Below are 24518 nucleotides of genomic sequence, written 5' to 3' on the forward strand. Positions count from 1 at the left end.
CGCGTGCCGCGTCACCGACCACCGTGCGGATCAGTGACGTGGCACTCGGCTGACGCCCTCAGCTCTCGTCGCCCAGCGCGTCGAGGTAGTGCGTGAGGCGGGCGGTGAACTTCTCGCCGCCGTCGCCGTCGGCCCACAGCTCCCACAGCTCGTTGTCGTCCGAGCGCAGGGCCCGGTGCAGCGCCTGGGTGGCCAGCTCCTCGAGGCGCTCGTCGATGTCGAGCGGGTCCTCGTCGACCCAGCGAGGGACGTTGCGCTCCCCCACCACCGACTCGGGGTCGTCGCAGGCCGACACGATGACGGCCGCGGCGATCGCCTCCGACATCACCGGCGCCTCGATGTAGTCGCGGGCGCGGACGACCCGGCCCAGCGCCGACTCCACCCGCTCCCTGCGCCCCTCGGGGTCGGACTCCTCGAGGTCGTCGAGGAAGTCCAGTGCGTCGTCGTTCTCGAACGGTCCCGCACCCGTCGCACCCATGGGTTCGCCTCCCACGTCTCGCACCAACCTGTTCGGCACGAGAGTGCCAAGACCGAGCCGTCTGCGCCAGCCCTCTCCTGGGTCAGGCGAGCCGTTGGTACCAGACGGTGTCGACCCAACGGCCGAACTTGTTCCCCACCTCCCGCAGGACCCCCACGCGCTCGAAGCCGAACGCCACGTGGAGCGCCTCGCTGGCCTCGTTCGGCTGGGCGATGACCGCGAGCTGCGTGTGCACGGACGGCTCGGCGTCCAGCCGGGCCAGCAGCGCGGCATACAGGCTCCGGGCGACGCCACGCCCTCGGGCGGAGGCGTCGACGTAGACCGACACCTCCTTGGTGCCCGCGTAGGCGGGACGCGGGCGGAAGGGCCCGGAGAACGCGTAGCCGACCACCTCCTCGTCGAGGCACGCGACGAGGACCACGTCGCCGGGGCCGGTCGCGGCCAGCTTCTCGCCGAGGTATGCCGCGCCGCGCTCCTGGGTGTCGAACGTCGCCACCGACGTGCGCACCTGCTCGTCGTAGATCGCGGCCATCGCTGGCAGGTCGGACGGCGTGGCGTCGCGGACCGTGACAGGCCCGGGTGCGGTGGCGGGGGCGGACATATCGGCGATGCTAGGGGGATGAGCGAGGAACGCGGCCACGAGCACCGACCGTCGGGCAGCGCGCCGGGCGGCAGCGGCGGCGAGCGCCGGAGGATGTGGGACGAGCGGTATGCCGCGACCGGCCGCGTCTGGAGCGCGGAGCCGAACGCCGAGGTGGAGCGCATCATCGGCGACTGGGAGCCGGGACGGGCCCTCGACCTCGGGGCGGGCGAGGGGCGGCACGCGGTGTGGCTGGCTGCCAAGCGGTGGCGCGTCACCGCGGTCGACTTCTCGGCCGTTGGCCTGGCCAAGGGCGAGAAGGAGTCCGCCGCCCGCGGGCTGCGGGTCGACTGGGTGGTCGCGGACGTCCGGTCGTGGCAGCCGCCGGCATCCACGGCGTACGACCTCGTGCTGGTGGCCTACCTGCACCTGCCGGAGGACGTCCTCACCCGGGCCACGGCGTGGCTGGCGCCCGGCGGCGCCCTCGTCGTCGTGGGGCACGCACTGCGCAACCTGAGCGAGGGCGTCGGAGGACCGCAGGACCCCGCCCTGCTGCAGACGGTCGAGGGGCTGCGCGAGGTCGCGTCGGAGCTCGACATCGAGCGCTGCGAGGAGATCGTGCGGCACACCGACGCCGGCGACGCGATCGACGTCGTGCTGGTGGCCCGGCGCCCGACGTCCTGAGTGTCGCGCCAGGCGGGCGCCGCGCCAGGCAGACGCCGCGTCAGGCAGACGCCGTGTCAGGCGCCGAGCCGGGCCACGAGGCGCGTCAGGGTCGGGCCCAGGGGGGCGTCGAGCTGGATGCTCGCCTCGCCGTCACCCCGTGTCCGGCCGCGGGTGATGATCGCGACCGGGATGCCCAGCGCGTGCGCGCGGCGGACGAACCGGTAGCCGCTCATCACCTTCAGGCTCGAGCCGAGCACGAGCAGCGCACTGGCTGACTCGGTCAGGCGAAAGCACTTCTCCACCAACGGTTTGGGCACCGACTCGCCGAAGAAGACGACGTCCGGCTTGAGAGTGTCGCGGCCGCACACCAGGCAGAGCGGGACGACGAACGCCTCGACGTCGAGGGCGTTGAGCGCGATGTCGCCGTCGGGTCGGATCTCGTCGGACGTCACCGTGAACGAGGGGTTGGCCTCGCGCATCCGCTCGTCGAGGTCCCAGCGGCTGGAGCGGTCGCCGCAGGTGAGGCAGACGACCTTGGCCAGCGAGCCGTGCAGCTCGACGACGTCGGTGGCGCCGGCGTGCTGGTGCAGGCCGTCGACGTTCTGCGTGATGACCGAGCCGATCCGACCGGTCGCCTGCAGCCGGGCGACCGCGTCATGGCCGGCGTTCGGGCGGGCGAGGTTGAAGCGCTGCCACCCGACGTAGCTGCGGGCCCAGTACTTCTTGCGGGCCTCGCTCGAGGCGGTGAACTCCGAGTACTGCATCGGCGTGACGCGCCGCTGGCCGTCGGGTCCGCGGTAGTCGGGGATGCCGGACTCCGTCGAGATCCCGGCCCCGGTGAGGGCGACGACACCGCCCCGGTCGAGGAGGGCCGCGACGTGGTCGAGGTCGTCCTCGGTCGTCGTCGTGGTGGCGGGCCGGGTCACCGGACAAGCGTACGTGGGCGGCTCAGAACCGGCCGAGCAGCAGTCGCTTCGCCGAGTCGGCCAGGGCCCGCTCGGCCACGGCCGGGTCGGCGACGTCGTCGTGGGGAGGGTTCGGCGGGACGTCACGTGTGATGAGGTGCGGTGCGTGGGCGCGCACCTGCGCGTCGGCGATGAGGTAGCCGTGGCGCTCGAGGACGTGCTGCTCCTGCTCGGAGAAGGTGTCGAGGTCCGTCCGGACGGCGTTGATGAGCTCGGTCGTGCTGCGCGGGTAGCAGCCGTCCACCACCATGTCGAGCGCCCAGGACGTGCCGAGGATCGCCTGCCGTGCGTATGCCGCGTGCAGCCAGCGGGAGCGCACCGACTGGCCGCCGTTCGTGGCGATGCCGAGGATCCGCAGCATGCGACCGGCGACGGTGCGCTCGGTGCGGGCACGGAAGACGCCGCCCCCGTCGCTGACGAGGACCGTGGCGTGGCGCTTCCAGACGGGCTCGAGGCCGAGGTTGTCGTAGACACCGCCGTCGGTGAGGCGGATGCGGTGGCGGATCGCCCGGCGGGCGTCGTCGGACTCCAGGCCCTTGTGGCCGCCGGTGAGGCCGAGGGCGTCGCCGTCCAGGACCATCGGCGCGAAGAAGGGCGGGAACGCGCAGGAGGCAGCCACGATGTCGGCGATGCGCACGGTGCCGGGCGGCGCGGCATACCCGAGGCGGTAGTCGCCCACGCGCCCGTGCGGCTGGTGGGCGGTCGGGTCCTCGAACACCCAGTTGACGCCGTAGCCGATCTCGGTGGCACCGGTGATGATGGCGGGCCCGGCGACGGCGTTGTCCCGCAACGGGGTCGACCACCACGCGACGGTCTCGGTGAGCTCGTCGGCGAGGGCGCGCACCGCGGCGTCGGAGGTCAGCCAGCGCCAGGGCAACAGCCGGCTCAGCAGGGCCGGCGTGCGGATGTTGCGGGAGGTGAGGCGGGCGAGCGGCGCCGCGACGTACTCCTCGAAGCCCTGCACCTCTCCCCCACCGGCAGGAAAGGTGAGCCGGGGGTCGGCCACGAGGTTGGCGACGATCGAGCCGCCGGAGACGCCGCTGACCGTCGTGAGCTGGGCGAGGACGCCGAGCTCGCTGAGGCGGCGCAGGGCGCCGAGGTGGAAGAGCGCGGCGCGGTAGCCGCCGCCGGACAGGCACAGGGCCGTGCCGCTGCGGCGGCGGCCGGTCTGCGGGGTGACGGCGTCGCCAAGGTCCGCGACGTCGGTGTCGGGGTCGACGTCGTCGAGGGCTCGGGTGGTGGCGCTCTGCTCGGGCTTCATCGTGCGGTCGATGAAAGCAGAGGGTCCGGACACCCGCCCGCCGTCGGTCGTGGCACCGGCCGCGGCGTCAGTGCGTGACGAGGCGCGCGTGCGCCTCACGGACCTGCAGGGTGGTCACCGGCTCGTCCTGCAGGTCTGCGACGGAGTCGATGTCCTGCCACGGGCCGCCGTTGGCGCGGTACTGGGCGGTGAGCTGGGCGTCGACGCTGACCCGGGCTGCAGGTGTCGGCTTGGTGTAGGTGTGCCGGATCGCGCCGTCGGGGTAGACGCCGCCGGGGTCGCTCGTGAGGCCGCTGCTGGTGCCGTCGCCGTAGTGGAAGTCGTACGAGCGTGCCGCGATCCTGAACTCCACCGACCAGGTCAGCAGCTGCACCGGCTTGCTCACCTCGCCGGGCTGCAGGCCGGCGTCGCCCGGCCACTCGGCGCGGAAGTAGGTGGGGAGGTTGACCAAGGTCTTGTTGCCCTCGGGCTCGATGCCGACGCTCGGCTTGGAGAAGGGCAGCTGGCGGAAGGCGTTCTCAATCTGCGCCAAGGTCGGGATGGCCGGTGGCATCACAGTCCCTGCCGGGAGCTCAGATGCCTTGCACGTCTGCCCCTTGAACTGCCAAGGCTCTTCGCTGGCAGCGCGTCGCGCCCACACATACAGAAGGGTGGCGTTGCTGCCACAGGCCGACATGGCCAAGGTGCAATCGGTAACGTCGACCGTTGCATCCGGACTCGACGTATCGCCGCATCCCAAGGAAGCGCGGAACTCCAGACTCTCCAGAGCGGTCACCCCGATGGCGATCGGCTTCTTCTTGTCGCCCTTCGTGTCGGTGGACCCGGAGGGAACCGTGAACGTGTCGGCGCTGACGGTCACCCCTTCGTTGGCGGTCGCCGTCGTGAGCGAGCCGTCCGGGTTGGCGGGGCCATCAGCGGATGCCGCCGATGCACATCCGAGCCCCGACACCGCCACCAGCGCCAAAGCCAGAAGCAGGCGCCGAATCATGACTGCTTCACCACCGCGAAGTCCTGCATCACCCATTCCCTGCCAGTCCACCGAACAGTGGATCGCGTCCACGACGGTTCAGCTTTGGTCCGCCGCTTCTCTGCGCCCGCCGCGTCAACCATTGCGACTGACCTCTCGGTGCCGATCACGTCGATCACCCGCAGGTCGCCAGAGCTGCTTGGCTGCACGTTGGAGTCTCTGAAGACGAAGCGGGCCGTCGCCGGGTGCAACCCGTCTGCATATTCGTTGTCGGCAGCTCGGGCGATCGCCCCGCACCCGGTGCACGAACTCTCAGAGAGGGCACGGACTGTCGATCCATCGCCCTCCACGAAGGCTTCGCTGGAGACCTGCAAGAAGTACTTCGCGAAGGCGACGGCGCCGGCTTCGGTGTGCTTCGTCGCCTCGGGTGGGAGGGCCACGGTCTTGGTGGCGCTGGGGCTCTGGGTGGTGGTCGACGATGTCGTCGAGCTGCTCGAGCTGCTGGTCGTCGACGACGTCGCAGACGGTGGGCTCTCGCCCCCGCCGGTGCACGCCGCGAGCGCCAGTGACCCCGCGACGACGACTGCAGTGAACGCCCCTCTGCGGACCTGCACGAACCTCCCCCTTCGCCGGCAGCCGCCTGCGGGCGGCCTGTCTGCGACAGCGATTCTACGGATTTGCCCGATTCCGTCGACCGTGCCGTCCACAGGGCCCGGACGCCGCTCCGCCTCGACGACCATCACCGTGCCGAAAGATCGGTGGGATTTCGATAACGCTGAGTTATGCTGAGGCCATGATCGACGCTGCCGGCCTTCGCGTCATGAAGGCGATCGCCGACGAGGGGAGCTTCACCGGAGCAGCCCTCGCCCTCGGCTACTCCCAGCCCGCCATCTCGCAGATGGTGCGCCGCCTCGAGCAGCGCACCGGCACCGTCCTGGTCGAGCGCGTCGGCCGCAACGTGCGCCTCACCGAGGCCGGCCAGGTGCTGGCGCGGCACGCCGTGTCCGTCCTCGCCGCCCTCGACGCCGCCGAGGAGGAGGTCGCCGCCATCGCCGGGCTCCGGGCCGGGCGCGTCCGCCTCATGGCCTTCCCCTCCAGCTCGGCGACGCTCGTCCCCCGCGCGCTCGCGCTGGTCAAGCAGCGCTTTCCCGACGTGCAGGTCACCTTCACCGAGGCCGAGCCGCCCGAGTCCCTCGCGGCGCTCAAGGCGGGTGAGTGCGACCTGGCCGTCGCCTTCGCCTACGAGGGCACGGACGTCGGGCGCGGCGAGGAGGACATGGACCTCTTCGTGCAGCACAAGCTCCTCGACGACGAGGTCCGCCTCGCCCTCCCCCGCGACCACCCGCTGGCCACCGAGCCGGTCGCCGACCTCACCAAGCTCGCCGACGAGAACTGGATCGCCGGCTGCCCGCGGTGCCGCGGCCACCTGCTGCAGATGTGTGCCACGGCCGGCTTCTCGCCGAACGTCGGGTTCGAGACCGAGGACTACGTCGCCGTGCTCGGCCTCGTGGCCGAGGGCCTGGGGGTGGCGCTCATCCCCGACCTCATCCTGCGCACCGCCCACCACCGCGACGTCGTCACGCTGCCGATCCAGCCCGCGTCCCGGCGCACGGTCAGTGTCGTGACCACGCCGGACCTCCAGCGGGTGCCCGCCGTGCAGGCCACGATCGAGGCCCTGGTGGAGGCGGCCAAGGCCAAGCCCCGCGTCCTCGCCAGCACCTGACCCGTTCGGCGGGTCCACGGGCCGGGTTCACGGCAACGTACGCGCCATCAGCGGCGTCGCCAGGTCACCCCGACCGAGCCGTGGTCGTCGACGACCGCCACGTCGCCGCGCTGGTCGGTGCGCAGCACGGCATACCCGTCGCGCGCGAGGACCTGCAGCGCCTTGGGTGACGGGTGCCCGTAGTCGTTGTCCTTCCCGACGCTGATCACCGCGATGGGAGCGGCAACCGCCTTCAGCAGGTCGGGGTCGAGGTTGGCCGAGCCGTGGTGCGCGACCTTGACGACGTCGAAGCTCCCCGCCCGGGCGGCCATCGCAGGGTCGCGCCGCAGCTGCAGCAGGACCGCGTGCGCGGCCTCCCGTTCCACGTCGCCGAGGAGCAGGAGGTCGACCGGCCCGGTGCGCACGGCGAGCACGACGGAGGCGTTGTTCGGCACCGAGCCGCTGTCGAGCTTCCGCGCGGGCCACCACACGTCGGCCTCCACCCCGGGCCAGCTGAGGTGGTCGCCGGCGGCGACGCCCGTGACCGGTATGCCGCGTGCGCGCGTCCATCGCTCCACCTCCTGCCACTGGTAGGGCGGGTCCCGCACAGGGGTGGCGAGCACACCGCGAACCGTCCGGCCGCGCAGCACCCCGGGGAGCCCGTCAGCGTGGTCCGCGTGGAAGTGGGTGAGCACGACCGAGTCCACGACGTGCACCTGCAGCCGCCGCAGGCAGGCGTCGATGAGGGCGGGGTCGGGCCCCGTGTCGACGACCACCGCGTGGCCGGGCGTCGTCGCGAGCACGAGCCCGTCGCCCTGGCCGACGTCGCACGCGACGAACCGCCACCCCGGGGGCGGCCAGGACACCGCGGACGTCGGAGCCGCCCCCGCGACGACGAGGACCACGACCGACACGAAGGCCACGGGGTGCCAGCGAGCCAGGTGGGCCCAGCGCCGGGCGCTGAGGACGACCACGACGGTGAGCGCGGCCAGGAGGACCGCGCCGGGGGCTCCGTCGGGCCACGGCATGGTCCCGCCGGGGACCGTCGCACAGGTACGGGCCACCCAGCAGATGCCCAGGGCGGGCAGGGCACCGACCCAGCACAGCAGCGTGGCGCCGAAGGGCCACACCGGGGCGACGACGGCCGCACCGACGCCGGACACGGTCGCGGGGGCCACGAGCGGGGCGGCGAGGAGGTTGGCGAGGACCCCGACCACCGACACCGACCCCAGGAGCAGCACCACGACGGGCGCGCACATCGCCTGCGCGGCCACGGGGATGGCGAGCGCGGGGCCGAGGGACCTGGCACGGGACGGGAGCCGCCGGCCGATCGCGTCGCCCCACGACCGTGTGAACAGCAGGAGCCCGAGCGTCGCCAGGGTCGACAGCGCGAAGCCGTAGGACCGGCTCAGCCACGGGTCGACGACCAGCAGGACGACCACGGCGGCAGACAGCACGGGCACGCCAGCCGCCCGGCGTGACGCGCTGAGGCCGAGCAGCCCGATGGCGCCCATGGTGGCCGCGCGCACGACGCTGGGCTCGGGACGCGCCAGCACGACGAAGCCGGGCAGCACGACCAGGGCCCACGGGACCCGGGCGCGCCTCGGGAGTCCGAACAGCCGGCCGGCGCCGAGGGCGAAGGCGAGCACGATCGCGACGTTCGAGCCGGACACGGCGCTCAGGTGCGTCATCCCGGTGGCGAGCATGGCGTCGGTCAGGTCCGACGGGGTGCGGCTCGTGTCCCCGATGACGAGGGCGGGCAGCAGTCCCCGGGCGTCCGTGGGCAGCGGGTCCGAGGCCCGGCGCAGCCCCGACCGCAGGTGCTCGGCAACCCGCGCCACCACTCCCGGCCGGCCGACGACGACGGGCCCGCCAGAGGGCTTCAGGACGGCCACGACGTCGTCGCCGGGGTCGGCCGGAACCAGTCGGCCGTGGACGGCAAGCCGCTGGTGCCACTGGACGTCACGCCACCGCTCGTCCCCGACCAGCAGCACCGGAGCTGCCACCCGGCTCACCGATCCGCGCGCAGCCACCCGGGTCACGGTGAGGCGCGCGTAGACACTGGCCCCGGCGAGACCCTTCGTCTGCCGCAGCCGCGGGTCCGTGGAGACCGTGGCCACCAGCTCGACCGTGGCATGGTCCCGGGCCAGGGTCCCCAGAGGACCCGCGGAGCGCTCGGCCGAGTGAGCCGCGACCGACACCCCGGTCAGCGCGCACGCAGCGGCGCACATGGTCACCAGGCCGCCGGCGGCCCACCGCCGCCGTCCGAGGGCGACGACCGACACGACCACCAACGCCGTCGAGACGCCGGCGAGGAGTCCCGGTCGCACGCCGAGCACCCCAGCGCTGAAGGCCCATGCCGCCAGGGCGGGCACGAGCAGCCGCAGGTCGAGGCGCCGGTCCGGGAGCGACGCGGCGGCGCTCACACCGTGACCTTCGGCTTGAGCTCGGCGAAGATCTTCTCGCCGATGCCGCTGACCTCGTTCAGCTCGTCGACGGTGGTGAAGCGGCCGTGCTCGGTGCGCCAGTCGACGATGCGCTGGGCCAGGACGGGCCCGACACCGGGCAGGTCCTCGAGCTGGGCGGCCGTAGCCTGGTTCAGGTTGAGCGCACCGGCAGAGCCACCCGGCGGGCTGCCGGCGCCACCGCCCCCACCCGACGACCCGGTGCCGCCACCCTCGGGCGCACTGGGACCGGCTGGCGCCACGACGACCTCTCCCGGCTTGGGGACCCGCACCTGCTCGCCGTCGACGAGCACGCGCGCGAGGTTGATGGCCGCCACGTCTGCCCCCTTGAGCGCTCCCCCGGCGCGCGCGACAGCGTCACCGACCCTCGAGCCGGACGGCAGGCGGACGATGCCGGGGCGGGCCACCTGCCCGACCACGTGCACGGTGACCGTCGTCCCCGTCGTGGGCGGCCCGCCGCCTCCAGCGCTTGTCGCCGAGGTGGCGAAGGTCGACGACCCACGGGTCAGGACACCGGTCTGCGCGGGTGCCGGTGCGATCGGGCGCGGCTCGCTCGCCGCGCGCGCCAGGGCCACGCGGGCCCCGAAGACGAGGGTCGCCACGAGGACCACGAGCAGGAGACCGGCCGCGGCGGCCCGGGGAGCCGTCAGCCGGGCACCGCGCAGCGCCTCGGGCAGCGCGAGCCACGCGGGTCCAGGGGGTCGCGGCCTCCGGTGCCTGCCGGGGACGACCCCACGCCGGACTGCGGCGCCGCCCGCTCCTGCTGCGCTGTCCGCGTGGGGTGGCGCGCCCGGAGCCGACACCCGCTCATCCGTCGTGCCCGCACGTCCCGCGGGCACGCCGTGCGCACCGCTGGGGGTGGAGGCGATCCACGCCCGTTCCGGCTGCCACAGCTCGAGCTCGACACCGCCCGGCCGCACCAGCGGGACCTCGTCCGGTTCCCCAGAGCCCACACGGTCCCGCGCCCCCACCGGGAGGACCCCCTGCGCGACAGGCACAGCCCGCGCGACAGGCACAGCCCGCGCGACAGGCCCACCCTGCGCGACGGGCCCGCTCGGCGCGACGGCGGCATCGTGCGCGCCGGCGCGCTCGAGGAGCGCGCGCAGGCGAGGTGAGGGTTCCGGCGGTCGGCGGCGCAACGGCATACGGGAACGCTAGGAAGGCACGCACCCGCGGCGGCAGCACGGACCGCGGGCCTGTGGACGGACCGCGGCGACGCCTCAGCCTGTGGACGACTCCCGGCGGGCGAGCAGCCACAGCTCGATGTTGCGGCGGTGCCGGTAGATGACGACGAGGGCCAGCACCGCGCACCACACGCCCGTTTGCCGGCTCACGTCGGGCACCCAGTCCGGGAGCCACCCCACCACGGCCAGCAGCCCCAGCACGAGCAGCAGCAGGCAGGCCGATACCGACGCACCCGCCACCCAGCGGAACCGCCACACCAGCAGGACGAACAGCACGAGCATGACCAGCCCGAACCACGGCTGCACCGCCAGGATCGCGCCCAGCGACGTCGCGACCCCCTTGCCTCCGTGCCCCTTCAGGAACGGCGACCAGATGTGGCCGAGCACGACCGCCAGCCCGACGACGAGCGCCACCAGGGACCCGAGGAACGCGCTCGCCAGCACCACCGGCAGGTAGCCCTTGAGGACGTCCGCGACCCCGACGACGACCCCCCAGCGCAGGCCGAGCACCCGACCGGCGTTGGTCGCCCCGGGGTTGCCCGACCCGGAGCCGGCGAGGTCCTTGCCGAGCACCCGCGCGAGGATCGTGGCCGGGTTCACCGAGCCCAGCAGGAACGCCACCACCGCGGCGACGACCCCCTGCACGACACCGCCCGTCGACCAGACGACCTCGCCGGTCGACTGCACCACCGCGTCGAGCGCCGTCATGGCCTCGGCGACACCGCCACGGCCAGCGTGCCGGGACCGACGTGCGCCCCCACGACGGCGCCGAGCTCGACGACGACGACCTCACCGGCCGTCGACACACGACCACGGATCCGGCCGGCCAGGTCCTCCGCCCGGGCGGCGGAGTCGAGGTGGTGCACCGCGATGTCGACGTCCCCACCGGCGGCGTCGGCGGCCTCCACGGCGAGCTCCTCGAGCCGGGCCAGCGCCCGGGACGACGTCCGGACCTTCTCCAGCGGGCGGATGTGCCCGTCCTCCAGGCCCAGGATCGGCTTGATCGCGAGTGCCGAGCCGAGCAGCGCCGAGGCCGCGCCGATCCGGCCGCCCCGCCTCAGGTGCTCGAGCGTGTCGACGTAGAACACGACGGTCGAGGCCTCGCTGCGCGAGCGCGCCACCGCGGCGACGTCCTCCGCCGACGCCCCACCGGCCGCGAGCTCGGCGGCCGACACGACGGCATACCCCATCGCCATGCCGAGGGACCGCGAGTCCACCACCGTCACTGGCACCGGCGAGTGCTGCGCCGCCAGGTGCGCCGACTCGACGGTCGAGGACATGTCGGCCGAGATGTGCACGGACACGATCGCCTCGGCTCCCCCGGCGGCGGCCTTCTCGTACGCGTCGAGGAACGCCTGCGGCGAGGGCCGCGACGTCGACACCGGCTTGAACGCCCGCAACGCGGTGGCCACCTCCGCGGTGCTCACGTCCACGCCCTCGCTGTACTCCGTCCCCGCGATCACGACGTGCAGCGGCACGACGCCGATGCCGTGGGCGTCGACGACCGCAGCCGGCAGGTATGCCGTGGAGTCGGTGACGAGGGCGACGCTCACGCGCGCAGGCTACCGGCGGCGCGGGCCACGCGGGACCCGCACCGCCGGAACGAGGACGGCACGGCGCCGTCCGTCGACACCCGGCTCAGACTGGGACGGCACAGACCGGGACGGCTCAGACCGGGACGACGTTGACCAGCTTGGGCGCCCGCACGATGACGGTGCGGATACCGCCCTCGGTCGCGGCGAGGACCTTGGGCAGCGCCAGCACCTGCTCGCGCAGCGCGTCCTCGCTGATGTCGGCCGGCACCTCGAGCCGGTCGCGCACCTTGCCCTTGATCTGCACGACGCAGGTCACGGTGTCCTCGACGAGCAGCGCCGGGTCGGCCACCGGGAACGGCTCGTAGGTGATCGTGTCCTCGTGGCCCAGGCGCGACCACAGCTCCTCGGCGATGTGCGGGGCGATCGGCGCCACCATCCTGATGATCGTCTCGGCCGCCTCGCGGGGCACCGCGTCGAGCTTGGTCAGGGCGTTGTTGAGCTCGATGAGCCGCGCGATGGCGGTGTTGAACCCCAGCGACGGGTAGTCCTTCGACACCGCGTCGATGGTCCTGTGCATGGTGCGCAGCGTGTCCGGGTCGAGCGGCGCGTCGACGACCCTCACCTCGCCGGTCTCCTCGTCGATCACATTGCGCCACAGGCGCTGCAGGAAGCGCTGCGCCCCGACGACGGCCCTCGTCTCCCACGGCTTGGACAGCTCCAGGGGGCCCATCGACATCTCGTAGACGCGCAGGGTGTCGGCGCCGTACGCGTCGTACATCTCGTCCGGGCTGACGACGTTCTTGAGCGACTTGCCGATCTTGCCGTACTCGCGCGTGACCGGCTGGCCCTGCCAGGTGAACTTGGGGTCCTGCGGGTCGCTGCCCTCGACCTCCTCGACCTCGGTGGCGGGCACCGGCTGGCCACGGTCGTCACGGTAGGCGAACGCCTGGATGTACCCCTGGGAGAAGTACTTCCGGAACGGCTCCTCGCTGCTGACGTGGCCGAGGTCGAACAGCACCTTGTGCCAGAACCGCGCGTACAGCAGGTGCAGCACCGCGTGCTCGACGCCGCCGATGTACAGGTCGACGCCACCGGGGTCGGTCACACCGGCCGGTGCACCCTCGACCGTGGCCGCGTGCTTGCCCATCCAGTAGCGCTCGTTCTCGGGGTCGACGAACGCCTCGTCGTTGGCCGGGTCGAGGTAGCGCAGGTAGTACCAGCACGAGCCTGCCCAGTTGGGCATCGTGTTGGTCTCGCGGTGGTACTTGCGCACGCCGGAGCCGTCGCCGAGGTCGAGCTCGACCTCGACCCACTCGGTCGCGCGCGACAGCGGCGCCTCCGGGCTCGAGGAGTCGTCGTCGGGGTCGAACGTCTTGGGCGAGTAGTCCGGGACGTCCGGCAGCTCGACCGGCAGCATCGACTCGGGCACCGCGTGCGCGACGCCGTCCTCGTCGAACAGGATCGGGAACGGCTCGCCCCAGTACCGCTGGCGGCTGAACAGCCAGTCGCGCAGCTTGTAGTTGACCGTGGCCTCGCCGTAGCCCTTGGCCACCAGCCACTCGACGATCGCGGCCTTGGCCTCGGTGACGCCCATGCCGTTCAGCGAGATCTCGTCGTTCGCCGAGTTGATCGCCGGCCCGTCACCGGTGAAGGCCGTCGACTCGTCGTGGCCCTCGCTCGGCTGCACGGTGCGCACGATCGGCAGCCCGAACTTCTCGGCGTACTCCCAGTCGCGCGTGTCCTGCGCGGGCACGGCCATGATCGCGCCGGTGCCGTAGCCCATGAGGACGTAGTCGGCCACGAAGACGGGGATCCGCTCGCCGTTGACCGGGTTCGTGGCCCAGGCGCCGGTGAAGACGCCGGTCTTGTCCTTGCCCTCGGTCTGCCGCTCCACCTCGGACTTGCGCGAGGCAGCCCGCTGGTATGCCGCGACCGCGGCTGCGGGGGTGTCCTCCCCGCCGGTCCACGCCGGGTTGACGCTCTCGGGCCAGTCGCCCTGGGAGACAATGGTTTCCAGCAGCGGGTGCTCGGGGGCCACCACCATGAAGGTGGCGCCGAAGAGGGTGTCCGGGCGGGTGGTGAAGACCTCGATCGTGGCGTCGTGGCCCACGACGGGGAAGCGCACGCGGGCACCCTGGCTGCGCCCGATCCAGTTGCGCTGCATGAGCTTGACCTTCTCGGGCCAGTCGACCCGGTCGAGGTCGTCGGCCAGCCGGTCGGCATACGCGGTGATCCGCATCATCCACTGGCGCAGGTTGGTCTTGAAGACCGGGAAGTTGCCGCGCTCGGACCGGCCCTCGTTGGTGACCTCCTCGTTCGAGAGCACGGTGCCCAGGCCGGGGGCCCAGTTGACCGGCGCCTGCGAGGAGTACGCCAGGCGGAAGCCGTCGAGCACCTCGGCCCGCTCGGCGGGCGACAGTGCCGACCAGTCGCGGCCGTTCGGGGTGGGGCGCTCCCCGCTCTCGAACTGCTCGACCAGCTCGCGGATGGGACGGGCCTTCCCCCGCCCGCCGTCCTCGCGCACCGCGTCGACGTCGTACCAGGCGTCCCAGATCTGGGTGAAGATCCACTGGGTCCACTTGTAGTACCCGGGGTCGATCGTGGCGATCGCGCGGCGGTCGTCGTGCGCCAGGCCCAGCCGTCGCAGCTGGCGCTTCATGACGACCATGTTCTCCTCGGTCGTCTTGCGCGGGTGCTGACCCGTCTGGACGGCGTACTGCTCCGCGGGCAGGCCGAACGCGTCGTAGCCCAGGCAGTGCAGGACGTTCTTGCCGGTCATGCGGTGGTAGCGCGCGAACACGTCGGTCGCGATGTAGCCCAGCGGGTGGCCGATGTGCAGGCCGGCGCCGGAGGGGTACGGGAACATGTCGAGCACGAGCAGCTTCTCGCGGTCGCCGACCTTCTCGGGCTCGGCCCACGGGCCGGCCGGGTTCGGCGCGTGGAAGGTCCCCTCCTGCTCCCAGCGGTCCTGCCAAGCGACCTCGATCCGGTCGGCCAGCTCTGCGGTGTAGCGGTGCGGCGTCTCGCTCATCTCATCCTCGTCGTCTCGTCTGGTCGGGCCTGCTCCCGACGGTCCGTCCCGCGTGCGGGTCCGCGCCCTGTCGCACACACACACAACGAAGCCCCTCGCGCAGGAGGGGCTGGCCGCGTCGACGTCCGGTCGGTTCGTCGTCGCGGCTAGGTAAGGAGCAGGAACCGTGCCACGGGAACAGGTTAGCGCAGGCCCGCGTGCTCGATCAGCACCGCTCGGGCCACGACCGTGAGCCCCGTGGTCGGCGAGTGTCGGTGATCCGGGTTACGTTGGACGGAGAAAGTCCACAGCCGGTCGAGCCAACTGCCAGCTGCCCCTTTGGTCGGGTGCAGCCGCGCCCGACCCCCCTCTCGAAGGTCAGCTGTGAGCATCCTCGTCGCGTCCGTCCCGTCCGGCCACGTCTACGTCCGGCACCTGGCGCCGCCACCGCCGGCACCTGCCGACGTGGTCCGCCTGCCCGACCCCCCGTCGGGCGCCTCCCCCGACTCCCCCTGGTGGCCGCCGCGGATGCTGACGAGCGGGTGGGTGCACGGCCACGCGGCCGAGTTCGACCTCATGCACGTCCACTTCGGGTTCGACGCCGTGTCGCCCGCGGACCTCGAGGCGCTCACCCTCGCCCTGCGCCAGCACGACAAGCCCCTCGTGCTGACCGTGCACGACCTGCGCAACCCGCACCACCCCACGGCCGAGGCCCACGACGCCCAGCTCGACGTGCTCATCACGGCCGCCGACGCGCTCCTCACGCTGACCCCGGGCGCGGCCGCCGTCATCGAGCAGCGCTGGGGCCGGACCGCGACCGTCGTCCCCCACCCGCACGTCGTCCCCGAGGAGGTGCTCGGGCGCCCGCGTCCCGCGCGCGACGGGTTCGTGGTGGGCCTGCACGCCAAGAGCCTGCGCGCCAACATGGAGCCGCTCGCCCTCGTCGACGGGGTGGTCGCCGCCCTCGAGGACATGCCCGGGGCCGTGCTCCGTGTTGACGCGCACACCGACGTCATGACGGAGGGCTTCGCCCGGCACGACGCCGCGCTCGCGGCACACCTCACCGCGCTCGCCGACGACGGCCTGGTCGACCTCCGGGTGCACGACTACTTCACCGACGACGAGCTCTGGACGTACCTCCAGGGCCTCGACGTGTCCGTCCTGCCCTACCGCTTCGGCACCCACTCGGGCTGGCTCGAGGCCTGCCACGACCTCGGCACGTGGGTCGCCGCCCCCGACTGCGGCTTCTACGCCGAGCAGCGACGGTGCCTGACGTATGCCGCGGACGGCCCCGCGCGCGTGCCGTCCCTCGTGGCAGCACTGCGCGACGCGCACCGTGGGTGGCTGGAGGGCCGGCCGGCCCCGCGGGCGACCGCGGAGGAGCGCCTGGCCGAGCGCGAGCAGGTCGCGGCGGTGCACCGCGATGTCTACCAGGGCGTCCTCGGCCGGAGGCGCGCATGCACGTCGTGATCCTCGCCGCCGCGCGCCACCCGCTGCGCCAGCCCTTCGCCGGGGGCCTGGAGTCGCTGACGTGGGCGCTGGTGCGTGGGCTCCGGCACCGCGGGGTCGACGTCACCGTGTTCGCCGGACCGGGCAGCGACCCCCGCCTCGACGCCCGCGAGCTCAGGGTGTCGCCGTTGCAGCTCAGCGACGCGGCGCGTGCCGACGTCGCGATGCCACCGGAGCCGTGGCTGCGCGAGCACCACGCGTACCTGCAGGTGATGCTCGAGCTGCGCTCGCGCGGGGACGTCGACGTCATCCACAACAACAGCCTGCACTTCGTGCCCATCTCCCTGGCGCAGGCCTGCAGCGCGCCGATGCTGACGACGCTGCACACCCCGCCGACCCCGTGGCTCGAGCCCGCGATCGCCCTGATGGACCAGTCGCGCGCGCGGTTCGTCGCCGTGAGCTCCCACACGGCGGCACAGTGGGGCCACGTCACCACCGCCGAGGTCGTGCACAACGGCGTCGACACCTCCGTCTGGACACCGGGCCCGGGCGGCGAGGACCTGGCGTGGTTCGGCCGGCTGGTCCCCGAGAAGGCACCCCACGAGGCCATCGCCATCGCCGCGGCGAGCGGGCGGAGGCTGCGGCTGGCCGGTCCCGTCGGCGACCGCGCCTACGTCCGTGACGTCGTCGAGCCGCTGCTCGGGTCCGGCGCCGAGTACGTCGGGCACCTGGGGGTGCGCGAGCTGCGCGAGCTCGTGGGGGCGAGCGCGGCGACGCTGGTGACGCCCGCCTGGGACGAGCCGTACGGCCTGGTCGCGGCCGAGTCCCTGGCGTGCGGTACGCCCGTGGTCGGGTACCGCCGCGGTGGCCTGGGCGAGTTCGTCGTCCCGGGCACCGGCGTCCTCGTCGCGCCGGGCGACGTCGACGCCGCGGCCGGGGCGCTCGACGAGGCGGTCCTGCTGGACCGCGCAGGGTGTCGCGACCACGCGGTGCGGCACTGCTCGCTCGACACCATGGTCGACGCGTACATCGAGCGCTACCAGGACATGACGCGGGTCGGGCAGGCCGCGTGATCGGGTACTACGCCCACCACCAGGGGTCGGGCCACGTGACCCGCATGCAGGCTGTGGCGGCAGCACTGGACGAGCCGGTCTGGGGGCTCAGCTCGGCCCCTCGCCCGGCGGGGTGGAGCTCGGGCTGGACCGAGCTGGCCCGCGACGACGAGGCAGCCGGCGAGCGCCTGGACGAGGACGCCGACGTGACGGCGCGGGGCGCCCTCCACTGGGTCCCGCGCGGCCATGCCGGGCTGGCGCGGAGGGCCGAGCAGGTCGTGTCCTGGGCGGCCGTGCACCGACCGCGCCTGCTCGTGGTCGACGTGTCGGTCGAGGTGGCGCTGCTGGCCAGGCTGGCGGGCGTCCCCACTGTCGTCGTGGCCCTCCCTGGCCGCCGCGACGACCGGGCGCACCGGCTGGCGTACGACACCGCCGAGGCGCTGCTGGCCCCGTGGCCGGAGGGGACGCACGAGCGGTCGTGGCCGCCGGAGTGGGTGGCCAAGGCCCGGTTCGTCGGCGGGATCTCACGCTTCGACTCGCGGGTCCGGGCGGGCGCTGGGGCCACGACACCGGTGGGCGCGGACCCGACGCAGCGGCAGGACGCCTCCACGAGCGTGCTCGACCTCCACGACACCACCCGCGGCAGCACCTCCTCGGGACGGACGGTCCTGCTGCTCTGGGGCGCGGGCGGCCGGGGCACGACACCCGCGCAGGTGTCTGCCGCCCGTGCCGCCACCCCCGGCTGGACCTGGCTCGAGCGCTCCCCCGGCGCGGACGCGTCGACCGACCTGTGGGACGAGCTGCTGCGCGCCGACGTGGTGGTGACGCACGCCGGCCAGAACGCTGTCGCCGAGGTCGCGGCAGCACGGCGCCCGGCCGTCGTGGTCGCCCAGCCGCGCCCCTACGACGAGCAGGTGGCGACCGCCGAGTGCGTGCAGGAGCTCGGCCTGGCCGTCGGCCGGTCGAGCTGGCCGCGGCCACGGGAGTGGCCGGAGCTCCTGGAGCAGGCAGTCGCCATCGGCGGGGAGGGCTGGGGCCGCTGGAGCACGGGCGACGGGGCCGCCCGGGCCGCCGGCTTCCTGTCGGGCGTCGGTCTCGCCGCCCGGGTGCCGGCGTGAGCGGCCCGCGCACGGCCGTGGTCACCCTCGCCCACGGGCGGCACGAGCACCTCGGCGGCCAGGGCTGGGGACTGGCCCGCCAGACAGTGCGAGCCGATGCCTGGGTCGTCGTCGCCATGGGCGACCCGGAGGTCGGAGCGGTCGCGCACGAGGTCGACCCGGCGGCGACGGTCGTCCCGGTGCCCCTCGCCGCCGGCGGTGAGCTGCCCCTGTCCGCCGCCCGCAACTCAGGAGCAGCGGCCGCACTGGGCCTCGGCGCCGAGGTGCTGGTGTTCCTCGACGTGGACTGCATCCCGGCCGCGGGCACCGTGGCCCGGTACGCAGAGGTGCTGGGCGACGGGCGGCCCGGTCCCGTCGTCGCGTGCGGGGAGGTCGCCTACCTGCCCCCGGTCGGGCACCCCACGGCATACCGCGTGCCCTCGCTCGCCACGACCGCGCGACCGCACCCGGCCCGTCCCGCACCCGCGCCGGGGACGACGCAGGTCGCCGAGGACGTCAGGCTCTTCTGGTCGCTGTCCTTCGCCGTCACGGCCGAGGGCTGGAACGCGCTGGGGGGCTTCGACGAGGGCTACGTGGGCTACGGCGGCGAGGACACCGACTTCGGGCAGCGGATCCGGGAGTCGGGCGGCACGATGCTGTGGGTCGGCGGCGCGCCGGCGTACCACCAGCACCACGGGCAGGAGAGCCCCCCACTGCGCCACCGGCACTCGATCGTGAGGAACGCCAACGTCTTCCACGACCGCTGGGGCTGGTTCCCGATGGAGGGGTGGCTGGCCGAGCTGCACGGGCGCGGCCTGGCCCGGTTCGACGCGCACGCCGGCCGGTGGGTGGCCACCGGCTGAGGGTGAGTGAGGTGGCTGGTCGCCGCTGCCACCTGCGTCACGCCCGTCACCTGCGTCAATCGGACGATGCGAGGTCGACCCGGGGGTCGTACGTTCGGCCCATGGCGCAGTCGACGGGCATGGCGGGGACGCTCGAGCGCGTGGGTCCGGTCGCGGGCGACGCGGGTGGGCTGGTGCTGTTCGCGTGGTGGATGTTCAGCGCGGTCCAGGCGCCGCTGCCGCCCGCCCTCCTGTCACTCACCGGGCTGCTCGCCGCCGGGCTCGTGGGGAGCGCGCTGGTCGGGTACCAGCTGCGGCAGGCCGACTCCCCGTCGGCGTGGCTCGGCTGGGCGGCGCTGGCGGTGCTGCTCCTGGGGTTCGCCGGGAACCCCGGCTGGGCGCCGGCGGGGCTCGCCCTGTTCGGGCTGTCGGTCGTGCGCGCCCGGGTCTTCCCGCCGCTGCCCGGGGTGCTGATGGCGGTCGGCGGCTGGCTCGTGCTGGTGACCACGGCCCTCACCCCCACGGTGCCGGCAGGGACCTCGCCGTCGGCCATCGCCTGGCGCGGCGCCATGTCGGTCGGCCTGGTGCTCGTCGCCGGGGCGCTGGCGGACCTCGACGCGCTCACCGAGGCGCGGCCCGCCGGGGCGACCGCCTCGCGCCACTGACTCCCCCGGCGCCACTGACTTCCCCAGCGCGACTGACGCCCTCGGCGCGACTGACCGACCCGGAAGGTGGCGCCCCCGGCGGCACTGGCAGGGCCCACGGCCTCGCCGACGACCTCCGCGGAGGTGTCGACGAGCCCGTGGGCCCGGCTGTGTCAGTGCTGCGTGTCAGTGCTGGTGGTACTGGTGCACCACCGCGTGGCCCCGGCCCCGGGCGAGCAGCCACCGGTTGACGGGGACCGTCAGGGTGAAGGCGATCGCCAGTGAGACCACGAGCGAGCCCCAGAAGAGGGCGCTGGACAGGCCCGCGTCCATGGCGCCGGGGATGACCAGCATGAGCGCGTTGTCCACGAGCTCCATCGTGGCGATGGACACGGTGTCGGACGCCAGCGCGACCGGGAGGGCCGCGGCGAGGGTCAGACCGGCCTTGAGGATGGGACGCATCGCCAGCGAGTAGCCGAACACGAAGGCGAGCGCGATCGACAGGACCACCGTGCCGAGGTTGTGCAGGCCCAGGGCCGTGCCGATCACCATGCCGAGGACCTCACCGATCGCACACCCGAGGAGGCAGTGGAGCGTGGCGCTGACGGCCTGCCTCCACAGGGACCCGGTCGGTCCCGAGCCGGTGGCGTCGTGCCCCTGGTGGGCCTGCGCGTGGTGGACGTGTCCGCTGTGGCCGTGCCCGTGGTGGTCGTTGCCGTGACGGTCCTGGTGCTCTCCGATGGCGTTCATGGTGAGCACAACCATACCCCCTCCGGGTATATTCCGCGGCCCGGGCGCCGGATCCACGTTTGCGGCGAGTACCCGCGGGTAGGTAACGGGTCCGCGGACGACTCGGTCCGCCCGTCGCCGACCATCGAGGAGCTCCGTGAGCCACGAGCCGCCCCTGCCCGCCGTCCTCGAGGACCTCGCCCTCGTCCACGAGGGAGGCCGTGCCAGCGACCCCGACCGGGTGGCGGAGGCCCTCGAGACGATGGTGCTGCACCCCGAGTACCCGTGCCTGGGGGCGCGATCGGTGTTCAACCGCAGCCGGGCCGGCCTCGAGGTGCTCGAGGAGCTCGGGACCGAGGCGGCGGCCAGGACGCTGCTCGACCGGCTCGCCCGCTTCGCGGCGCACACCGACCTCGACGCCGGCTTCGCGTCCCTGCTGGCGGTCTTCCGGACCACGGACGTGCGGGACGAGGCGCACTTCGAGCAGCTGCTGTGGCGTCAGCTCGAGCTGCTCCACGAGGTCGACGACCAGGCGTGGGACCCCCAGGTGTCCTCCGACCCCGACGACCCGCACTTCGCCTTCAGCGTGGCCGGGACGGCCTACTTCGTGGTCGGCCTGCACCCGCAGGCATCGCGCATCGCACGGCGCGCCCCGCTGCCCACGCTGGTGTTCAACCTGCACGAGCAGTTCGAGCAGCTGCGCGCCTCCGACAGGTTCGAACGCATGCGGGACACGATCCGCAACCGCGACCTCGCGCTGCAGGGCTCGCTCAACCCCATGGTCGCCGACCACGGAAGGAGCTCCGAGGCGGCCCAGTACTCCGGCCGGGCCGTACCGGCAGACTGGGCACCACCGGCCCTCGGCGGACAGGAGGCGACGGCATGAGCACGGCATTCGAGCGGACCGGTCAGGTCCCCGTGCAGGCGCTCGACGGCCCGGCGGAGGGCTTCACCCGGCTGTCGCCGCAGACCGGCACCGGCTTCGTGCTGTCCGCGGGCCAGCAACTCACGGTCGTCGACCCCACCGGGGAGCAGGTGAGCGACCTCTTCTGCTTCAGCGCCCAGGACCACGCCGAGTGGTTCTCCACGGGACGGACGATCGACTACGCGAACTCGGTCGCGGTCACGACGGGCACGGTGCTCTACAGCAACCGCAGCCGGCCGATGCTCACGGTGGTCGACGACACGTGCGGGCACCACGACATCCTGCTCACGCCGTGCAGCCAGCAGACGTTCGACCTCCTCTACCCGGAGTTCGACGGCGCCTACCACCCGAGCTGCCTGGAGAACCTCGTGTCCGGCCTCGAGCCGTTCGGTGTCGTGGCGGACCAGGTCTCGACGACGCTGAACATCTTCATGAACGTGTGGTCCGAGCGGTCCGGAGAGCTGCACATCGACCCGCCCACCTCGGTCGCCGGTGACCGGTTCGTGGTTCGTGCCGAGATGGACCTGCACGTCGGGCTCACGGCCTGCTCGGCCGAGAAGTCCAACGCCGGGACCTGCAAGCCGATCGACTACCGCATCGACTGAGGGGTGCCGCGCCGGGCCCGCAAACCGGTGGGCGGTGTCGGGCCCGGGGCCTAGGGTCGCGGGATGAGCCGAGACGTGTCCACGCCCGAGGACCTGCGCGCCGTCGTCGACGGCATCATGGCCGGGTTCGCCAAGGTCCCCGACGACGGGTGGGAGCGCCCGGCGCACCAGCTCGACTGGGACTGCCGCGACACCGCGACCCACCTCATGGACGACTTCACCTTCTACGCCCTGAACCTCTCGAGCAGGGAGGTCCACACGGACGACTACGTGCCGTTCCTCGAGCCACCGCCCTGGCGCGAGGGCAGCCCACCGATGTTCTGCTGGCCGGACCCGGCCGGGGGGACGGCGGCCATCGTGCGCGGGGTCGACGCGACGGGCGGCCTCCTCGTGGCCGTGACGGCGACGGCTCCGGAGGGGCACGTGGGCTACCACCCGTTCGGCCACCCCGACGCCTCGGGCTTCGCCGCGATCGGCATCGTGGAGGGGGCCGTCCACGCCTGGGACGTGCTGACCGCCCACGACATCCCGTTCGCGGTCGACGCCGGAATCGCCGAGCGCGTCCTCAACCGGGTGTTCCCGGACGCCCGGCGCACCGACGACCCGTGGAACGACCTGCTGGCCGCCACCGGCCGGACGGAGGAGACGCGCGGCACGTCGTGGAGGTGGGACTCCTCCGTGCGCGACACCTATGGGGTGCGCGACGACCGTGGGGTGCGCGACGACCCTGGGGTGCGCGACAGCTCCGGGGACTGAGCGGTCAGGCGCGTCGCCCGGGCAACCCCAGGGCGACGTCGAAGACGTGGGCCATCCCGGCATACCCCGCGTCGTTGGGGTGGAACTTGTCCGCTGCCAGGCGCCCGCGCCAGGACCGGGGCCCGTGGGCCCGGATGTCGGCGACCACGAGGTCCCCCCGGGCGGCGCGGTCGCGCAGCACGGCGCAGACGCGACGCGCCTCCGACTGGGGGTTGGGCAGGTTGGCCACGACGGCTCCCCGCGGCAGGCGGTCGAGCATCGCCTCGAACCGCTCCGCCAGGCCGGCGCGGTGGCGCGGGGCGATGACGTCGTTCGAGCCGATCACGACGGTCAGCAGGTCCGGGACCTCGCCGCGGGCGACCAGTTCCTCGAGGGCGGGCAGCTGGTGCACCACGAGGTCGTGGACGCGGGCGCCGGTCACGGCGAGGTTGACCAGGCGGTGCGGGCGGCCGGCAGTGGCGAGGTCGTCGCGCAGCTGCCCGACGTAGCCGCGGTCCGGCGCGCTCGCCCCGATGCCCTGGGTCATCGAGTCCCCCAGTGCCACCCACAGCGGGCCCCGCTGCTCGAGCGCCGCGGCGTTGGACTCGCGCCAGAAGGCGGCGTACGGCACGGTCTGCGCCCGCACCTCGCGTACTCCGGGGAGCGCCCACGACAGCGCGGTGAGGAACGGCCCCGCAGGCCGCAGGCTGAGGTTGTCGTACTCGAACGCGGTGCTCACCGGCCCATGCTCACACGCGCACCGGCCAGCCGAAGGTCGTCTCGACCCCGGGCGAGTACAGCACGCTGTCGGGAGCGCGCGACACCACGTCCTGCAGACCCGCCGCCGCCACGCACCGGTCGTCCAGCCGCAGCAGCTCGGCCCGGTGCAGCGGCCACGGGGCGTGGGTGTTCGGGACCCACAGGGTCCGCCGCGCCACCGTGGTGTGCAGCCCGAACCGCGCGGTGAGGAAGAGGTCGAGGTCGCCCGGCTCGGTGAGCGGTTCCCCGACCCGCACGCGCATCGAGCTCGTGACGGCCGGTCCACGCCCGGTCCCGCTCCGGTCGCCCGCCGCACCGCGCCCTGCGCGGGTGGCGCGGGCCCACGGTGCCCGGTGGCGACGCAGCGTGTACGCCACCTCGGCACCTGCAGGGTCGGCCGGCACCTCCCGGGGGGAGGACCGCATACGGGCCCACTCGTAGGGAGTCCCGAAGAACAACCGCGCGCCCACGACGACGGGCAGGCGCTCGGCGTCCAGGGACAGGAACACCACCCCGCGGCGGCCGGACGCATCGCGCGAGTAGACGCGGACGTTGGTCTCGAGGAAGGTGCCCAGCCACGGCACCGGCCTCCCCCGCCCCACCGCGGCGTCGACCATGCGGAAGGGGATGAGCCCCACCCAGGCCGAGTCGTCGTGGACGTCGGGGCTGACGCCCGGCGGGAGGAAGGGCTCCAGCCGGGAAGGGTCCACGCGCCAGTGCACGAAGGTGATGTCCCGCCACCGCTGGCTCATGAGCGGCCTGCCACGCAGGGGTGGCCCCTGGGCCGGCATGGGAGCGGGAGCCGGCACCGCCGAGGAGGTCATGTCCGCAGCCTGCCCCACGCTGCCGGACACCGCAGACGGAGCCC

General features: G+C 73.5%; 24 protein-coding genes. 10 read left to right on the forward strand and 14 right to left on the reverse strand.

What is annotated here, in order from left to right; genetic code table 11:
- Window positions 1-58 precede the first annotated feature (58 nt).
- Both RKE38_RS12045 and RKE38_RS12050 read right to left on the reverse strand, forming a co-directional pair.
- On the reverse strand, window positions 59-478 hold the full coding sequence (locus RKE38_RS12045) for a DUF4259 domain-containing protein (RefSeq protein ID WP_316007732.1): 420 nt from the start codon (window positions 476-478) through the stop codon (window positions 59-61).
- Between the two features lie 82 nt (window positions 479-560).
- A complete protein-coding gene (locus RKE38_RS12050; RefSeq protein ID WP_316007733.1) occupies window positions 561-1079 on the reverse strand; it encodes an N-acetyltransferase family protein in 519 nt (172 codons plus the stop codon).
- A gap of 18 nt (window positions 1080-1097) precedes the next feature.
- On the opposite strand from RKE38_RS12050, the gene RKE38_RS12055 reads away from it, so the two are divergent.
- On the forward strand, window positions 1098-1742 hold the full coding sequence (locus RKE38_RS12055; RefSeq protein ID WP_316007734.1) for a class I SAM-dependent methyltransferase: 645 nt from the start codon (window positions 1098-1100) through the stop codon (window positions 1740-1742).
- A gap of 56 nt (window positions 1743-1798) precedes the next feature.
- Here RKE38_RS12055 and RKE38_RS12060 read toward each other — a convergent pair whose 3' ends face one another.
- The 4 genes from RKE38_RS12060 to RKE38_RS12075 are packed head-to-tail and all read right to left on the reverse strand — an operon-like array spanning window position 1799 to window position 5531.
- Window positions 1799-2650, reverse strand: a complete 852-nt coding sequence (locus RKE38_RS12060) for an NAD-dependent protein deacetylase (protein WP_316007735.1) — start codon at window positions 2648-2650, stop codon at window positions 1799-1801.
- Window positions 2651-2672: 22 nt separating this feature from the next.
- Complete coding sequence (locus RKE38_RS12065) at window positions 2673-4049, reverse strand: patatin-like phospholipase family protein (RefSeq protein WP_316007736.1); 1377 nt, start codon at window positions 4047-4049, stop codon at window positions 2673-2675.
- Window positions 4018-5010 carry a hypothetical protein gene (locus tag RKE38_RS12070; RefSeq protein ID WP_316007737.1) on the reverse strand — a complete coding sequence of 331 codons (993 nt, stop codon included), beginning with the start codon at window positions 5008-5010 and terminating at the stop codon, window positions 4018-4020. The genes RKE38_RS12065 and RKE38_RS12070 overlap by 32 nt, the downstream gene beginning before the upstream one ends.
- A complete protein-coding gene (locus RKE38_RS12075; protein WP_316007738.1) occupies window positions 4935-5531 on the reverse strand; it encodes a DUF6318 family protein in 597 nt (198 codons plus the stop codon). Before RKE38_RS12075 ends, RKE38_RS12070 begins: the two co-directional genes overlap by 76 nt.
- Before the next feature lie 179 nt (window positions 5532-5710).
- Between RKE38_RS12075 and RKE38_RS12080 the strand changes: the two genes are divergently transcribed.
- Window positions 5711-6640, forward strand: coding sequence for a LysR family transcriptional regulator (locus tag RKE38_RS12080; protein WP_310155733.1), 930 nt, complete (start codon window positions 5711-5713; stop codon window positions 6638-6640).
- 47 nt (window positions 6641-6687) lie between these two features.
- On the opposite strand, the gene RKE38_RS12085 is transcribed toward RKE38_RS12080, so the two are convergent.
- The 5 genes from RKE38_RS12085 to leuS all read right to left on the reverse strand — a co-directional run bounded on the left by RKE38_RS12085 (window position 6688) and on the right by leuS (window position 14834).
- Complete coding sequence (locus RKE38_RS12085; RefSeq protein WP_316007739.1) at window positions 6688-9045, reverse strand: ComEC/Rec2 family competence protein; 2358 nt, start codon at window positions 9043-9045, stop codon at window positions 6688-6690.
- Entirely contained in the window at window positions 9042-10004 is a 963-nt protein-coding gene (locus RKE38_RS12090; RefSeq protein WP_316007740.1) for a helix-hairpin-helix domain-containing protein, read from the reverse strand. Before RKE38_RS12090 ends, RKE38_RS12085 begins: the two co-directional genes overlap by 4 nt.
- A 300-nt stretch (window positions 10005-10304) precedes the next feature.
- Window positions 10305-10976: a glycerol-3-phosphate 1-O-acyltransferase PlsY gene (plsY, locus tag RKE38_RS12095; RefSeq protein WP_316007741.1), complete on the reverse strand. Its 672-nt coding sequence runs from the start codon at window positions 10974-10976 to the stop codon at window positions 10305-10307.
- Window positions 10973-11821 (reverse strand): DegV family protein, encoded by an 849-nt coding sequence (locus tag RKE38_RS12100; RefSeq protein WP_316007742.1) that lies wholly within the window; start codon window positions 11819-11821, stop codon window positions 10973-10975. The genes plsY and RKE38_RS12100 overlap by 4 nt, the downstream gene beginning before the upstream one ends.
- 115 nt (window positions 11822-11936) lie before the next feature.
- Window positions 11937-14834, reverse strand: coding sequence for a leucine--tRNA ligase (gene leuS, locus RKE38_RS12105; RefSeq protein WP_316007743.1), 2898 nt, complete (start codon window positions 14832-14834; stop codon window positions 11937-11939).
- A 363-nt stretch (window positions 14835-15197) separates the two neighbouring features.
- Between leuS and RKE38_RS12110 the strand changes: the two genes are divergently transcribed.
- The 5 genes from RKE38_RS12110 (at window position 15198) to RKE38_RS12130 (ending at window position 19918) form a co-directional block, all read left to right on the forward strand.
- Complete coding sequence (locus tag RKE38_RS12110) at window positions 15198-16283, forward strand: glycosyltransferase (protein ID WP_316007744.1); 1086 nt, start codon at window positions 15198-15200, stop codon at window positions 16281-16283.
- Window positions 16271-17335 carry a glycosyltransferase gene (locus RKE38_RS12115; RefSeq protein WP_316007745.1) on the forward strand — a complete coding sequence of 355 codons (1065 nt, stop codon included), beginning with the start codon at window positions 16271-16273 and terminating at the stop codon, window positions 17333-17335. The genes RKE38_RS12110 and RKE38_RS12115 overlap by 13 nt, the downstream gene beginning before the upstream one ends.
- Window positions 17332-18432 (forward strand): glycosyltransferase, encoded by a 1101-nt coding sequence (locus RKE38_RS12120; RefSeq protein WP_316007746.1) that lies wholly within the window; start codon window positions 17332-17334, stop codon window positions 18430-18432. The genes RKE38_RS12115 and RKE38_RS12120 overlap by 4 nt, the downstream gene beginning before the upstream one ends.
- Window positions 18429-19274 carry a glycosyltransferase family 2 protein gene (locus RKE38_RS12125; protein WP_316007747.1) on the forward strand — a complete coding sequence of 282 codons (846 nt, stop codon included), beginning with the start codon at window positions 18429-18431 and terminating at the stop codon, window positions 19272-19274. The genes RKE38_RS12120 and RKE38_RS12125 overlap by 4 nt, the downstream gene beginning before the upstream one ends.
- Window positions 19275-19375: 101 nt before the next feature.
- Window positions 19376-19918: a hypothetical protein gene (locus RKE38_RS12130; RefSeq protein WP_316007748.1), complete on the forward strand. Its 543-nt coding sequence runs from the start codon at window positions 19376-19378 to the stop codon at window positions 19916-19918.
- Window positions 19919-20083: 165 nt separating this feature from the next.
- Here RKE38_RS12130 and RKE38_RS12135 read toward each other — a convergent pair whose 3' ends face one another.
- Entirely contained in the window at window positions 20084-20647 is a 564-nt protein-coding gene (locus RKE38_RS12135) for a DUF4396 domain-containing protein (protein ID WP_316007749.1), read from the reverse strand.
- Window positions 20648-20783: 136 nt separating this feature from the next.
- Between RKE38_RS12135 and gntA the strand changes: the two genes are divergently transcribed.
- The 3 genes from gntA to RKE38_RS12150 all read left to right on the forward strand — a co-directional run bounded on the left by gntA (window position 20784) and on the right by RKE38_RS12150 (window position 22912).
- Window positions 20784-21512, forward strand: coding sequence for a guanitoxin biosynthesis heme-dependent pre-guanitoxin N-hydroxylase GntA (gene gntA, locus RKE38_RS12140; RefSeq protein WP_316007750.1), 729 nt, complete (start codon window positions 20784-20786; stop codon window positions 21510-21512).
- Window positions 21509-22156: an urea carboxylase-associated family protein gene (locus tag RKE38_RS12145; protein WP_316007751.1), complete on the forward strand. Its 648-nt coding sequence runs from the start codon at window positions 21509-21511 to the stop codon at window positions 22154-22156. Before gntA ends, RKE38_RS12145 begins: the two co-directional genes overlap by 4 nt.
- A 63-nt stretch (window positions 22157-22219) precedes the next feature.
- Entirely contained in the window at window positions 22220-22912 is a 693-nt protein-coding gene (locus RKE38_RS12150) for a maleylpyruvate isomerase N-terminal domain-containing protein (protein ID WP_316007752.1), read from the forward strand.
- A 4-nt stretch (window positions 22913-22916) separates the two neighbouring features.
- Here RKE38_RS12150 and RKE38_RS12155 read toward each other — a convergent pair whose 3' ends face one another.
- Window positions 22917-23630 carry an SGNH/GDSL hydrolase family protein gene (locus RKE38_RS12155; protein WP_316007753.1) on the reverse strand — a complete coding sequence of 238 codons (714 nt, stop codon included), beginning with the start codon at window positions 23628-23630 and terminating at the stop codon, window positions 22917-22919.
- Between the two features lie 10 nt (window positions 23631-23640).
- Window positions 23641-24474: a DUF2071 domain-containing protein gene (locus RKE38_RS12160; RefSeq protein WP_316007754.1), complete on the reverse strand. Its 834-nt coding sequence runs from the start codon at window positions 24472-24474 to the stop codon at window positions 23641-23643.
- Window positions 24475-24518: the final 44 nt, after the last annotated feature.

It is taken from the genome of Phycicoccus sp. M110.8, assembly GCF_032464895.1.
In the GTDB taxonomy this organism is placed as follows: domain Bacteria; phylum Actinomycetota; class Actinomycetes; order Actinomycetales; family Dermatophilaceae; genus Pedococcus.

What these genes read in the sequence shown, in the direction of transcription:
- RKE38_RS12045 (WP_316007732.1), bottom strand. Translation starts at nt 478, where the DNA reads ATGGGTGCGACGGGTGCGGGACCGTTCGAGAACGACGACGCACTGGAC.
- RKE38_RS12050 (WP_316007733.1), bottom strand. Translation starts at nt 1,079, where the DNA reads ATGTCCGCCCCCGCCACCGCACCCGGGCCTGTCACGGTCCGCGACGCC.
- RKE38_RS12055 (WP_316007734.1), top strand. Translation starts at nt 1,098, where the DNA reads ATGAGCGAGGAACGCGGCCACGAGCACCGACCGTCGGGCAGCGCGCCG.
- RKE38_RS12080 (WP_310155733.1), top strand. Translation starts at nt 5,711, where the DNA reads ATGATCGACGCTGCCGGCCTTCGCGTCATGAAGGCGATCGCCGACGAG.
- plsY (WP_316007741.1), bottom strand. Translation starts at nt 10,976, where the DNA reads ATGACGGCGCTCGACGCGGTGGTGCAGTCGACCGGCGAGGTCGTCTGG.
- leuS (WP_316007743.1), bottom strand. Translation starts at nt 14,834, where the DNA reads ATGAGCGAGACGCCGCACCGCTACACCGCAGAGCTGGCCGACCGGATC.
- RKE38_RS12115 (WP_316007745.1), top strand. Translation starts at nt 16,271, where the DNA reads ATGCACGTCGTGATCCTCGCCGCCGCGCGCCACCCGCTGCGCCAGCCC.
- RKE38_RS12130 (WP_316007748.1), top strand. Translation starts at nt 19,376, where the DNA reads ATGGCGCAGTCGACGGGCATGGCGGGGACGCTCGAGCGCGTGGGTCCG.
- RKE38_RS12135 (WP_316007749.1), bottom strand. Translation starts at nt 20,647, where the DNA reads ATGAACGCCATCGGAGAGCACCAGGACCGTCACGGCAACGACCACCAC.
- RKE38_RS12145 (WP_316007751.1), top strand. Translation starts at nt 21,509, where the DNA reads ATGAGCACGGCATTCGAGCGGACCGGTCAGGTCCCCGTGCAGGCGCTC.
- RKE38_RS12150 (WP_316007752.1), top strand. Translation starts at nt 22,220, where the DNA reads ATGAGCCGAGACGTGTCCACGCCCGAGGACCTGCGCGCCGTCGTCGAC.
- RKE38_RS12160 (WP_316007754.1), bottom strand. Translation starts at nt 24,474, where the DNA reads ATGACCTCCTCGGCGGTGCCGGCTCCCGCTCCCATGCCGGCCCAGGGG.